Origin of the sequence: Streptomyces sp. SID5643 (genome assembly GCF_009872555.1) — a bacterium.
Lineage (GTDB): Bacteria > Actinomycetota > Actinomycetes > Streptomycetales > Streptomycetaceae > Streptomyces > Streptomyces iakyrus.
On the sequence record NZ_WWIC01000021.1, the window covers coordinates 44,616 to 58,312 of the forward strand.

The 13,697-nt window shown below is 71.3% G+C and carries 7 protein-coding genes; 1 reads left to right on the plus strand and 6 read right to left on the minus strand.

Translation table 11 applies throughout. The features are described from left to right. Positions 1-43: 43 nt before the first annotated feature. Genes GTY56_RS02365 through GTY56_RS02380 form a run of 4 tightly spaced genes read right to left on the minus strand, consistent with a single transcriptional unit; the run spans position 44 to position 9,316 of the window. Positions 44-1,336 (minus strand): hypothetical protein, encoded by a 1,293-nt coding sequence (locus tag GTY56_RS02365; protein ID WP_161361952.1) that lies wholly within the window; start codon positions 1,334-1,336, stop codon positions 44-46. Then, entirely contained in the window at positions 1,333-6,438 is a 5,106-nt protein-coding gene (locus GTY56_RS02370; RefSeq protein WP_161361954.1) for a tetratricopeptide repeat protein, read from the minus strand. Before GTY56_RS02370 ends, GTY56_RS02365 begins: the two co-directional genes overlap by 4 nt. Beyond that, entirely contained in the window at positions 6,435-8,498 is a 2,064-nt protein-coding gene (locus tag GTY56_RS02375) for a CHAT domain-containing protein (RefSeq protein ID WP_161361955.1), read from the minus strand. The genes GTY56_RS02370 and GTY56_RS02375 overlap by 4 nt, the downstream gene beginning before the upstream one ends. Then, positions 8,495-9,316 (minus strand): hypothetical protein, encoded by an 822-nt coding sequence (locus GTY56_RS02380; protein WP_161361957.1) that lies wholly within the window; start codon positions 9,314-9,316, stop codon positions 8,495-8,497. The genes GTY56_RS02375 and GTY56_RS02380 overlap by 4 nt, the downstream gene beginning before the upstream one ends. Before the next feature lie 341 nt (positions 9,317-9,657). Here GTY56_RS02380 and GTY56_RS02385 point away from each other — a divergent pair, with 341 nt between their 5' ends. Beyond that, a complete protein-coding gene (locus GTY56_RS02385) occupies positions 9,658-10,773 on the plus strand; it encodes a winged helix DNA-binding domain-containing protein (RefSeq protein WP_161361959.1) in 1,116 nt (371 codons plus the stop codon). A gap of 101 nt (positions 10,774-10,874) precedes the next feature. On the opposite strand, the gene GTY56_RS02390 is transcribed toward GTY56_RS02385, so the two are convergent. Next, a complete protein-coding gene (locus GTY56_RS02390; protein ID WP_161361961.1) occupies positions 10,875-11,666 on the minus strand; it encodes a S1 family peptidase in 792 nt (263 codons plus the stop codon). 203 nt (positions 11,667-11,869) lie between these two features. Next, on the minus strand, positions 11,870-13,697 hold a 1,828-nt coding region (locus GTY56_RS02395), incomplete at its 5' end, for a helix-turn-helix domain-containing protein (protein ID WP_161361963.1).

The window sequence follows — 13,697 nt, forward strand, 5'->3', positions numbered from 1 at the left end:
GCGCGACCGGGACGCGCTGCGGGAGATGGGGTGCGGCGAGGAGTCACTCCGGCGCAGCGTCTCCGCCGAGCAGGTCGAACAGATCACGTCCGGCGGCGGAGTCGCGCAGAGCGAGTAGCTTGTCCGCGGCGGATGCGGCGCGTGGCCCTTGGGGGACGAGGGACAGGACCTCGTGGAGGGCGCGGGTGCCGACTGCGTGGTCGTCATAGGCGTCCGGGGCGTCGAGGAAGGCGAGGGCCGCTGCCGCCAGCACACCCGGCACATCGCTCCGCCCGGATCGCAGTCCGTTCCGGAGTCTGAGGCTCGCCTGTTCGAGCTGGTCGGGGTGGCGCAGTGCGACCAGGGAGGCGAGGGTGGCGCCGCCGAGCTCCGGGAAGCCGTCGTGGATCAGGGCCTGCACCACGGCCGTCGGCTCGGTGCTGCCGTGTTCCCCGGGTGGCATGCCGGTGGCCTGCTCCGCGAGCGTGGCGCTGCACACCTGAAGCCGCAGACGGGGCGGGGGATAGGCGCTGACGCCGGCGACGTCCCCTGTGGTGGCGAGCGCGTCGGCCAGTGTCCGTACGTACGCCTCTCCGCAGGTGAGCGTCGCGCACACGTCGGCGAAGACCTCACCGAGCCAGGGCTCCCACACCGTCACACGTTCCGCCGGAAGGCCCGTGCGCTCCCGCAGGCGGGTCAGCAGCGGTTCGGTCAGATCCAGGTCGTCCTCGATGTGATGGCCTGTTTCGTGGGCGGCGGCGAGCAAGGAGGGAAGATGATGGCTCGCGGACCAGGGGATGCCGATGAGCGGGAAGGGCAGATGGCGGCTCGCTCTGCGTCCGGCCAGGGTGCGTTGTGCTCCCGAGGGCAGCAGGTCCTCGAAGTCGCTGCCGCGGGCGGTGGCGAAAGGTACCGGGTGACGGCCGAGAAAGGTGAGCGGAGGTTCCCTGAGGGACAGCGAGGGGTTGGTTGCGGCCTGCCGTACGGGGTCGTAGATCGCCCATGCCAACTCGTCTGCCGCGTCCAGAAACTCCTTGTACTGGGGTATGTGCCGGACCGTCAGCTTGGTGCGGAAGAAGTCCCACAGGTGGTGCAGGTCGAGGACGAGCTCCGGCGCCCTGTGCTGCTGCTCGGCTGCGGGCAGGCTCCTGAGCTGTTCGAGCGCGGTTGTGACGACTCGCACCGCGCTCTCGATCTGCGACTGGTGCTTCTCCAGTGGACCTCGTGCCCTGGCGGCTTCCCGCCAGTCCGTGAGCTCTCGCTCGAGTCCCGTCAGGAGGTGCCGCACCTCGGCCTTGCGGCGGGTGTGAAAGCCCGCGTCGACGGCCGGCGGCTGGATGTCGGGTCCGTCGGTCACGCGCTCGTGGCGTCCGGCTCGGAGACACGGAGCGCGGCGGGGCTGGCCAACAAGGAGACGCAGAGCTGTTCGAGGTTGTCCTCGCCCCAGTTGGCGTCGAGGACGGCGGGGCCGGGGTGACCGCGCAGATCCGCGAGGAGGCGCAGTAGCGGGATGTCCGCCCCCAGGGCCCGTGCCAGCAGGTCGGTCTGGGGTTTGCGTGTGCCGCGCAGCAGACCGACGCCCAGCACGGCAGGGGCGTGTCCCGAGGAGAACAGGGTCGCTGCGAACAGATTGCGCAGCACCAGCTGGAGGGGGATGTCGGCCGGTGAACCGGGCCGCGGCGGATCGAGAACGACCAGGGGTTGTGTGCCGGGTTCGAACTGCTTGAGCCACGCGACGAGCTGTTCCGGCTCGAGGTCGCCTCCCATGGCGGTCCGGTTCAGCCGCTCGCCGTGACTCAGCTCGACCGCCGACAGGTCGAAGCAGGGGTTGGTGCCGCCGGTCAGGCGCAGCGGGGCGCTGATATGGATGACGGTCGGTGGGGCCTGCAGCTTCGACAGGACGCGCAGTGAGCGGGCCTCTTCCGTGGCGAAGCCGTGCGCATGATACGCGCCGAGCACCGAACGTGACGTCGACGCCGATGCGGAGGCAGCATAGGAACGGTTGTCGAAGGTCGGGTCGGAGGCAAGGACGAGCGCCCGTGGCCCGGAGCGGGCTTTGGTCCGGTCGCGCGACCTTCGTACGAGCTCCATCGCCGCCGCCGAAGCCGCCCCGGCCGACAGGATGGCGGCCGGCAGGGCGGCGACCGCTCCGACTGCGAATCCGGTCAGAGCCATGTGGGCGAGGTGACCCCATCGACCGTCGATGACCAGTTTCGTGTTCGTGTGTGCATTCAAAGCCGCCTGAACCGCCCGGACGTCAGCGGCCTCGGCGGCCTCGGGAAGGGTGCGGTACAGCGGCAGACGGTGCTCGGCGAACGCGAGTTCCCACGGGAACGCATGCGACAGGATGTCATCGACCTGTAGCCGCATCGCCCGAACCGGAGGGATTCCCCGGCGCCGGCGGCGCAGAGACACAGAGTTGGCGGATGTGAGATCGCGCCAGTTGGCGGACAGGGCATGAGCGGTGGGGAGCGGGGCCCTCGTCACGCGGAACGAGGTGTCCACGCGGTACACGTCATCGTGCTCCGATGTCGCGTCGCCGAACGAGGACGGGACGCTCGGGGGCGATCCCTCCGGGCGGTAACCGAGAGTGGCGGACATGCGTGTCGCGATCTGACGGGTCGCCTCGTCGTCGTCGACCAGGGCGATCGACCGCAGGATGAACTGGCTCCAGACAGACGGCTGCTGAACGAGTCCCAGGTGCTCCGAGGCGTCGTGCAGGAACGCGCGTCTGGGTTCGGTGTCCTTCTCGGTGAGAGCCAGCAGCCACAGCGTGGTCGCCCTCATGAGTGGCGACTCCGATGCGGCGACGGTGCAGAGCGACCGGCTGAGACGGCGTTCCGGGACCCCGTTGAAACGGATCTGGGCCTGCGCCCAGCGCCACTTGGCCAGCGGTTCGGGGTCCTCGGCCGCCTCGCACAGACCTGCGTGTGCCTGCGTCATGAGGCGGGTCGCCTCCTCGTGCCGCCCCGACACCCGCTCGAACTCGGCCAGCCGGGTCAGCCGCACATACCCATCGACCGTGGCGGGTGCCGTGTCGGCCAGGGATGAGAACAGTGGACGGAGCAGATCGAGTTCGGGCAGCGGCTCACCTTCCGGAGTGCCGCACCGGGACAGCCCGTCGAGCGCTGCCAGGCGCGCCTCGGGCGGTTGTACGTCGGCCAAGGCCTCCGCCAGAGCGGTGGCTCGGCCCGGGTCGGCGAGCACGGCGGCGACGCCCCCGTCGAGCAGGTCCTTTCGCGACCTCGACGGAATGCTGAGCAAGGAGGGGTCCGGGACGTCGTAGGTCCGAAAGGCGAGGTCGTGCCACAACAGCGCCGCGGCGACGGAGTGTTCCCCTCCGGTGTCCACCTCCCGCAGGTGCTGGAGGGTCTGCGCGGCCCGGCGCAGGTCGCCGAGGTGGTAGGTGAGGAAACGTGCGTACAGGAGCAGACACTCCGGATGGCCGTCCTGGTAGCCCAGATCGCTCCACAGAGCGGTGGCCCGGGCGAACGACCGCTCCGCGCTGTCCACGGACAGCACCTCACCTGCGAGTAGTCCGCGCCGCATGGCCACGTCGGCCAGGTACCGGTACCTGGTCGAGTCGTGGATGTCCGATTGGGCGATCCGGTCGGCCTGATCCAGCGCCACGAGGGCGGAACGGGAGCGGCCGAGCATCGCGTAAGCCTGCGCCTCGCGTTGGCGGGTTTCGATGCGCTCCGGCGCCGAGGCCGCCTCCGGGCCTTTGCGGTCGAGTCTGTGCAGTGTGTCCAGGCTCTTGGTGACTTCAAAGGCCAGCAGATGTGCTCCGGCCAGGGACAGCAGGGCCCTGTTGTAGACCGACGGAGCCTGTGTGCCGCTGTTCCCGGAGGCGGTCGGCGGCACCTGGGTACGGAGGGTGATGGCCTCGTCGATGCGGCCGCGGTCCTCCAGACTCTGGGCGAGTTCCAGCGAGATGAGCGCCTCGTTCCGCTCGTCACCCCGTGTGCGTGCCGTCTCCATGGCACTGCGATAAGTGGATTCGGCCTCCGGGTCGCTCATCTGGTCCTGCACCCGCGAGAGAATGATCTGCAGCTTCTCCCGGGTCCAGTCGGTGAGATCATTCTCCAGCGCCGACCGGACCAGTTCGGTGGCCTCATCGAGCCGGCCACGGCCGAACAGGGCGATGGCGCGCAGGTGGAGTGCCGCCTCGCGCTTTCTGGGCGGGGCAGACACCTGCTGCAACTGGTCCACGAGCGCCAGGCGACGTTCGACCTCGCTCAGGGCCGGGTCCGAGGGGTTGACCACGGGGGAGTTGAGATAGCGGTGCGCGACCGTCCCGGCCACGGCCAGATGGGCGGCCATGACTGTGGTCAGTTTGATGAGCGGCTCTCCGTCCGCGCGGACCCGGGGTTGTCCCTCCTCCAGATATTCCTCGCCGAGGACTTCCTCGGCGAGTTCTCGCGCCTTGTCCGGCGGCTCCGTCATGCCCGCTTTGAGGACAGCCTCGCTCCATACGTCTTCCGCCGTGGGATCCCCCGCCTGGAACCGGTGATACGTCGCTTCCTTGGTGCAGGCGACCCATTGCCCGGGGCGCGCCTCGGCCAGTTCCTCGAAGTGCGCGACGAACGCGTGGTGCAGCTCGCCGTACACCCGGTGGCCGGAGATCAGCAGGCGCATCGGTGCCAGCACGTTCGCGTGGAACACGACGGTGCTGTCGTCACCGGGCTGCCGTGACACCCAGGAAGAGCTGCCCGCGTAGTCGAGAAGCCGTTGCCAGGAACGTTCCAGGTCGTCGTCGGTGGGTTCGGCCGCGGCGAACGGGAAGACGTCGTCGCTGCCCCGCAGGTGGTGGTCGTCCTGGCGTGGGTCGTCGACTTCGGACGTGTCGGTGATGCCTCTGGCCAGCCAGGGGCGCATGACGGTGAACACGTCTTCCTTGCGCAGCCGGCGCGGGATCACGCCGTAGCGCAGGAGCCAGCGCACCGCGGGATCGTTGATCCGGCGGACCACCCGGTCGATGAGGTAGCGGACGAGCGGCTCGTCGCAGGCCGCGAGCTCCGCCGCGGTGATGTCCGGGTCGTGTTCGACGAGGTCGGCGAGCAGGGCCAGCGCGAAGGGCAGACCACGCGCCTTGCGCACGGCGGTGCGGACCAGCTGGGCGTTCCTCATGCCGCGTACGTCCGTCAGGTAGGTGCGGGCCTGACTCGCGGTGAAGGGGCGGACCCTGATGTGTTTGACCTGGTGCTTCCGGAAGCTCCTGAGCGCCTTGGGGAGCCGGGTGCGCAGGTTGTAGCGGCCGGCGAGGATGAGTCGGAGCCCGGGGCAGAGATCCAGGAGGGCGGCGAGCATGCGCAGCAGGCGTTCCGCCTCTGCGTGGCCGTGGAGCAGGAGTTCCTCGAGCGTGTCGATGACCAGGACGGCCGGACGACCGGCGACGGCGAGGTTCAGCCGGTCCGCGAAGGCGGCGATGAGTTCCGCCTCGATCGCGTCGGTGTCGAGGCTGTCGATGGTCGCGGCGACTTCGCGGCCCGGGTCGGAGGGCATGCGGTCGAGCAGGACGCGGTGGGCGCCGTAGCCGGTGGTCAAGGTCTCAAAGGGGCGGCCGGGCAGCCGGCGGCCGAACTGATCGGCCACCTCCAGCAGCAGGAGCCAGGGGTGCCGTCCGACCGCGTGCGGGTTGACCACGTCGAAGTCGATCCGGGCGCAGGGTACGTCGCGCGGTGCCGGCACGCAGTACCGGGATACGAGCCAGCGCAACTGCATGGTCTTGCCCGCGCCTCCGGGGGCGTGAAGCTGCCAGACCCGCTTCTCTCCGGCCAGCAACTGCTCCGCGTCGGACAGGAGTTCGGCGGGCTTGAGGAACTGCGCGGAGCGGGCGAAGTCAGCGGCCCAGTGGTCGCGGGCGCGCACGTATCCGGCGCGGTCCAGGGCGAGTTCGGAGATCTCGGGAGTGAGGAAGGGGAGGCGGTCGGGGTCGCCGAGCGCGTCGACGAGGTCCTGGCAGGCGGCGAAGTCGCGTCGCCGGTCGGCGGCCGTGAACTGTTCGTCGAAGAGGGCGAGCGCGTCCTCGGCGGCGGGCAGCAGCAGGTGACGTACTGCTTCGGAGTGGTCGCCTTCGGTGAGCCGCTGGTCGGCGATCCTGCGTTCGAGGCTGAGGAGTTCAGCGGGCGCAGCCTGGGTGCCGGTTCCGGTGCCGATCCAGTCGAGGAAGTAGGAGGTGCGGTCCTGCTCGGAGAGTGAGTACGTCTGGGGCAGATCGCCCGTCGGCTGGATCGCACGCTCATCGAGCAGTTCGAGGAGGTCTGGTGCGTCGACGTCCCCGTGTTCGGCTGCCGTGGGGCCGAGCACGGACTCGTACAGGGTGGCGTCGAAGGTACGGGCCACGGCACAGACACGCAGCGCGGGCGCCCAGTCGGACGGCCGCTGGGAACGGGCGATGGCCTCGAGGCTCTCACCGGCGGCGAGGCGGCGAGTGATCTCCGCCAGAGCGTCCGTCATCGCAGGGCCCCCTGTCGCGCTCTGGCCATCCGCCACTGCGGCAGGAGCTGTGTGAGGTGTTCGAAGGTCTCGACGCCGAAGTGCGGGGCCATGACCTGGCTGAAGCCCTCCAGCGCCTGATCCATCCGCTCGTCGGGCGGTACGCCGAGGCGACGCGCGTACGCTCGGGCGAGTCGCATGAACTGGGCGCTGTCGAAGTCACCGACGCTCACCCTGCCCAGCATGTGCGAGTCGCCGTCCGGCAGGACGTCGCTCAGCCAGGTGTCGGGGGCGACGATGATGAGCCGCAGCGGGGCGGCGTGGCCGTAGGCGATCGGTCGCACCATCAGCTTGTACAGGATGTCGGTGAAAGCTCCCGGCATGACGCTCTCGGCGTGGTCGAGCGCGAGGACGAGGGGCTGCCCCGCGGTGGCAGTCCGCAGCGCTTCGAGAAACGCGTCCACGACCAGCGTCTTGCGTTTGTCGTAGGGGTCGCCTATCTCGTCGTTGAACGGCAGCCATGCGTCTTCGGCGGGCTCCAGCTCGGCGCCCGGCACGGAGGAGGCGCCTGCCAGGTGGTTGAGTACGGCGTTGAACGTGCCGAAGGCCGTCTCGGGCATACGGCACAGCTGCTCGGGGGATGTCGCCTCCTGGCGGATCAGCCGGAGTGCCGAGAGCCAGTCCTTGTGCCGGATGCGGGTACCGGCCGTGGGTGCGTGCGCCGGTGCGAGGAGAGGCGTCTTGAGGTTGACCGAGACGACGTGGTGCCCACGCAGGAACCAGGTGACGAGGCACCAGTTGGTGAGCCAGGTCTTGCCGGTTCTCGCGCTGTTGGTCTGCGAGTGGCCGCCGATCACCAGCACGGGACGATCCGCACGGCTCGGCGTGAGGGCGGGATCGTCCAGAGCCCACCAGGCCCGCCGCCGTTCCTCGGAGCGTCCTACGAACCGGCTGAGTTCGACGTACTGCTTGCAGCGGCGGATGTCGTCGACCGAACTGTTGGGCGGCAGCAGGGAGTCGATGGGCAGCACCAGGTCCGGGGCACACCGGGTGAGGAGCACCGGCAGAGACCATGATCCGGTGTTCGCCTTATGTCTGGCCAGGTGGGAGCGGGCGGCGGCCACGGCGTCGTCCAGCGGGCGCGCGTGCCCCAGCTCCTCGTAGAACTTCGCGGAGAATGCCACGGCCGTGCCCGAGTCCATGTCGTCCTGCATCGAGACGACGGCCTTGGTGCCCGCGTCCAGGAAGGCGTGCGCCATGCCGCCGATCCAGTCGGCGGGGTCGGCCTTTCCCGAGTGGCAGGCGTTGAGGACGACCAGCATCGGATGCCAGTGGGTGAGGTCGGCGATCGCCTCCGCGGTCAGCTCCCAGTCAGGCCCTTCGTTCGCCGGTACGAAGAGGAGCACCGGACTGCCTGCCCCGGGGCGTGGCATGCCGTGGCCGATGAAGTGCACCACGTGCGGACGCAACCGGTCGATGTGTTCGGCGAGTTCGGTCGCGTCGCGGGGCGCGTCGAGCACCTCCAGATGGGTGCGGCCCGGCTGCTCCAGGGCGCCGGAGATCGTGGCGAGCTCGTGCTCGGCCAGGAGGCGGTCGTCGTGGGGCGGATTGCATACGACGAGGAGGACCCGCAAGGGCCCGAGTTCCCGTATCCCGGGGTTGGGAGAATCGTCGGCGACGCCGCGTCTCCAGCGTAACTCCGGTCTCCGCCACAGCCATTGGCCTCGCTGACGCAGCAGCTCCCATGGCAGGATGCGCAGTTCAGGCGGCTCGATGTCCATGCGGATGCGCAGGGGCCGGTCGGGTGTCGCGTGGGAGCGCAGTTCTGTCCACTCGGCCCCGAGGTCTCCGCCCAGGAGCGCGCGGTACAGCCGCTCGCCCGCCTGTTCGCGGTCGTTCTCGCCCACGCCCCGGTCGAAGACCTTCGTGAGATCCTCGGTCCGGCCCAGATCTCCCAGCGGAGCCGTCTTCACGGGGCCGCCGTCCATCGACAGCCGTACGGTGTGCCCTGGCTCGCCCTCGGCTCTGGCGACGAGCCGTAGCTCCACCTCGGCGGGGGCGTTCACCATGCCGCCCGTCATGCCGGCTCCGTCAGCCCTTCGGCGGGCTGCTCGTCCGCCGACACCGTCTCGAGCACGACCTGCGGGTCGTCCTGCGCTTCTTCCAGCAGCACCGGCGGCACGGGCACGGGGGCAGCGCCCCGGCCGGGCTGGCGGGGGCCGTAGTCCTTGGTCACTTTGCCGAACCAGTTCTTGCGGAGGCGAACGACCCGGAAGAAGGGAGTGCTGTCGGTGCCGAGCCATTCCAGGCCGAGCCGGCGGCGTCCGGCGACGCTGGCCCGGCTCGCCAGGTCGGCGAGGCCCAACTGTGCCTGGCCCGCGCCGGCCTGAAGGCGCAGTTCGGCGACGGCTCCCGCTTCCGCGGCCGTGAGGACGGTTCCGGAAGCGGCGGAGACCACGTCCGTCACCGCGAGCAGGGTGCCGTCCCAGTCGTCCCAGCCGCGGCGCACCAGAGCGGCGGCCAGGCTCCGTACGTCGGAGACACCGCTCTCGGTCAGCCCGCGGTAGACGACGAGGACGGCATCGTCCTTCTCGAAGGTGACCTGTGCGCCGAAGTCGGCGACCGCGAGCGCGGTGAATCCGTCGGCGGCGACGCCGGCCGCCTTGAACCTGACGGATGCGGAGCCCTGCGTGTCGTAGGTGTAGTCGTTGTGGGGGGTGCCCGGGCGGGAGGTGAAGGCGATGCCGCGGTCGGAGAGAACGCCGGCGGGACGGACCCTGCCGTCCGCGTTCTCCAGCACCTGGCCCAGCTCGACCCGCGCGGACAGGGGCCAGGAGACCCACCAGCCCTTCCACACGTCGTCGACGGCTCGGCGGTACAGCCTGTATGAGTCCTTCATGTCGTCCCCCGCGTGATGCCCGTGCTGTTCCCGCAGCGTACAGCGGTGAGTTGACGCCGAGTGACCCTTCCGGCAATTCCGGGTCCGGCTGACTGCCGCGTTCCGGCGGACGGGTCGCCTGCCGACGTGACGGAGGTCGGGGAAGCGACGTGCCCGCCGGCGCCCCGCCGAGGAGAGCCGGCCCGGGGCACCGGGCATCGCGGCCGCCTCTCCGCCGAGCGTACGTAGGCGTGATCACGCAGCGGGAAACGTACAGGATGCGCGGCGTACGCCAGCAAGGCCCCGGCCGGCCCTTCGCTTGCGGACAGAACCTGTCCGCAAGCCCCGCTACCGTTCCTCACATGACGAACACCAAGCGGAGCGTCACCGGCACGGCACCCCTGCTCGGCCCGCGTGCCCTGAACCGTGCGACCCTCGACCGCCAGCTGCTCCTGCGCCCCGCCCGGCTGTCCGTCGCGGCGGCCGTGGAGCATCTGGTCGGGCTCCAGGCGCAGAACGTCAAGCCGCCGTACTACGCCCTCGCCGCCCGGCTCGACGGGTTCACACCCGAGGCGTTGTCCCGGCTGATGGCGGACCGCGAGGCCGTCCGGATCGTCACGATGCGCTCCACGATCCACACCCACACCGCGGACGACTGCCTCACCCTGCGACCGCTGGTGCAGCCCGCCCGGGACCGGGAGCTCGTCACGTTCCGCAAGGGACTCGCCGGTGTCGACCTGGAGCGGCTCGCCGTGATCGCCCGCGACCTCGTCGAGACCGAGCCGCGCACCATGGCACAGCTGCGCGAGGCCCTGCTCCGGGAGTGGCCCGAGGCCGATCCGCAGGCCCTGGCCGTCGCCGCCCGCTGTCGCCTCCCGCTCGTGCAGGTGACGCCCCGGGGGCTGTGGGGGCGCAGCGGACAGGTCCGTCTCACCACCGCCGAGCACTGGCTCGGCCGGCCCGCGCAACCGGCCCCCGCGCCCGACGCGGTCGTCCTGCGCTATCTCGCCGCCTTCGGCCCGGCCTCGGTGCAGGACATGCAGGCCTGGGCCGGAATGACCCGGCTGCGCGACGCCTTCGAACGCCTCCGCCCGCAGCTCGTCACCTTCCGGGACGAGGCCGGCGTCGAACTCTTCGACCTCCCGGACGCCCCCCGCCCCGACCCGGAGACCCCCGCGCCGCCGCGTTTCCTGCCCGAGTTCGACAACCTGCTGCTCTCGCACGCCGACCGCACCCGCGTCGTCCCGCCCGAGCACCGGGGCCGTTCGTGGCAGGGGAACCTGGCCCACCGCACGCTCCTCGTCGACGGCTTCCTCGCGGGGCTGTGGCGGCTGGAGGAGGACGCGCTCGTGATCGAGCCCTTCGACCGTCTCACCCGGGGCCAGAAGGGCGACGTCACCGCCGAGGGGGAGCGGATGCTGCGCGTCATGCACCCGGGGTCGTCGTACGACATCCGGTTCGGCGTCGTACGGGGCTGAGCCGCGTCGCGACATGGATAGGGGGCGTTGCGGGCCGCTCGTGGAGGCCCGCAACGCCCCCTGGTCTTTCACCTGAGGGGTGCTCAGGAGTCAGCCCGTGATCACGAGTTGACCTGCGTCGTGACCAGGTTGGAGAAGGTGGTCAGCCGGGTGTAGACGCCCGGGAAACCGGCCTTGGCGCAGCCCTCGCCCCAGGAAGTGATGCCTGCCAGGACGCCCCCGATGATCAGGGGGCCGCCGCTGTCGCCCTGGCAGGTGTCCACGCCGCCGGAGGTCTTTCCGGCGCACACCATGTCGCTCTGCACGAAGTCGGAGCCGTAGGAGCTCGCGCAACTGGAGTCGGACACGGTCGGTACGGTCGCGGTGCGCAGCTGGTTGGAGGCGCTGCCGTTCTCGGAGGTGTCGCCCCAGCCGAGGATGCGGGCGGTGGTGCCGGCCGCGTACACCGAGGTCTGGGAGGAGGAGACGTACTTCGCCGGGGTGTACGGCATCGACGTCGACAGCGTCAGCACGGCCACGTCGGCGCCGTTGGCGGTGTCGGTGTAGCTCGGGTGGATCCATATCCTGCTGACTCTGCTGACCGTGCCGTTGGTGCCGTTGAGGTAGGTGCGGCCACCGACGACGCGCACGCTGCCGGTGGTCTCGCCGACCATGCAGTGCGCGGCGGTGACGACCTTCGTGGGCGAGACGAGCGTGCCGCCGCAGAACTGGTTCTGCGAGGCGTCCGTGATCTGCATGACGAACGGATACGCGGACGTCGTGGTCGTCGTACCGCCGACGATCGGCTGGGGCGCGGCGACGGCCGTGGGGGCGGCGAGCAGCGCGGTCGTGGCGGCGGCAGCGGTCGCCGCGGCGACGGCGGCGGCCTTCTTGGCAGCGTTGAGCCCGAACATGGGTCTCCTTGGGGAGTTGCCGGTGGGGGGTCGCGCGGGTGGTCGTGCACGGGGACCCTGACGCCTTTGTTCGGATCTCCGTGTGCCCGGCGAGCGGCACGCCCCAAAGCTAGAGCCCGGACGAGGGGGCTCCCAATGAGGGAACCCCCTAAGGGAGTTGGGCAGGGATAACCCTCGGTCCGGCCCCGTAAACCCAGGTGGGGTCAGGTTGTCCGGCGGCCCGCGGCCAGCCGGACGATGTCCACCCGGGAGCGGATCCCGAGCTTGCGGTAGACCCGGGTGAGGGTCGCCTCGACGGTCTTGACGCTGATGAACAGACGGGCCGCGATCTCCCGGTTGGTCGCGCCCTCCATCACCAGCGAGGCGACCTGACGCTCCATCGCGGCCAGGCCGTCCAGCGCGTCCAGGGCGACAGCGGGCGCGGCAGCGGGCGGTTCCGCCGCGGTGGGACCAGCCGTTGCGGCGGCGTCGACCTGCCGCAGCCAGGGCAGCGCGCGGCAGCGCCGGAACAGCCGGGCGGCCTCGTCGTACGACGCCGGTCCCGGCAGGGGCCGCGCGCCGGTGCGGGGGGAGGCGGCGGCCTGGGCGCGCAGGCGGGCCAGCGCGAAGGCGGCCCGCGCCTCCTCCAGGCCGTACCCGAGGCGGCCGAGCCGGTCCTGCACGGACGTCAACCGGACGACGGCGGCCTCGTGTTCGCCGCGTGCCGCCCGCACCAGCGCCTCGGCCCGGTCCAGAACGGCCAGCACGCTCTGCCGGCCGAGCCGCAGCGCGTGCGCCCGGGTCGTGTCGATGACGTCCTGTGCCTCGCCCGGTTCGCCGATGCGGACCAGTGCCTCGGCGAGGTCGCCGTGCCAGCGGCCGCGCCCGGGGTCGTTGATGCCGAGGCCCTGCTCCAGCTCCCGCACCCGGCGCAGCGAGCGGACGGTGGCGGCCGGGTCACCGGCCACCAACTGGGCGTAGCCCAGCGCCGCGAGGGCCCGGGACAGGTACATCTGGTCGCCGTCGACCTCGGCGTGGTCCGCCGCCTCCCGGGCGAGGGCCAGGGCCCGGTCGACGTCCCCGGCGGAGGCCTCCGCGAGGGAGGCGAGCATGGCCGAGGCCCCTTCGCCGATCCCGGAGTCCCGGGCCAGCCTCAGGCTCTCGCGGGCCAGGTCCAGGGCCCGGCCGCAGTGCCCGGAGCGCAGTTCCGTGTCGGCGAGGAAGCGCAGGAAGTGCACCTCGCTCTCGACCATCCCGCGCCGGCGCACCTCGCGCAGCAGCGAGGTGATCGTCGCCCGCGCCTCGGGGAGCTGGTCGCTCATGATCAGCCAGCGGAACCGGGCCGATCCGGCGCCGTTGTGGTGGCAGGCCACATAGGGGTCCTGGGGTTCCTTCAGCGCCCGTTTGACGGTCGCGGGGGCGTCCGGGTGGCCCATCAGGGTCTCGGTGGAGGCCTGGAAGGACAGCGCCATCAGCTCGGTCCGGCGGTCCCCGCCCCGCGCGGCCAGCTCCGCCGCGTGCGCCGCCTCCTGGCGGGCCTCGGCGAAGTCGCCCTCGACGACCAGGCCGCGCCAGGCCAGCTGGTAGTAGACCTGCGCGAGCAGGCGCGGGTCGTCACCGGCATCGGCCAGGACCTGCGGAAAGACGGCGTCGACCTCGCCGAGGGCCTGCCCGGCCGCCTCGATGACGACCATCCACGCCCGCACCCGCTCCGCGGGCACGGTGGCACGCGTCAGTACGTCACGTGCGATGTCCCGGGCGAGATCGGCCTCGCCCGCGGTGATCGCGTCCTCCGCGGCCTGAAGGCGCCGCTCGTCGGGGCCCGGGGTGCTGTCCACCGGGGTGTGCCGGGCGGCGAGCAGCCCGAGCGAGGCGGCCACGGAAGGGGCGCCGCGGTCCCGGGCCAGCGCACCGGCCTCGGCGAGCCGGGCCGCCACGTCCGGGTCGGTGCCGGTGGTGGCCAGGGCCAGGTGCCGGGCCCGCTCGATCGGGTCGGAGGCCGCCGTGGAGAGCGCGGCGTGCACGGCCCGCCGCTCCTGCGCCGGGGCCTCC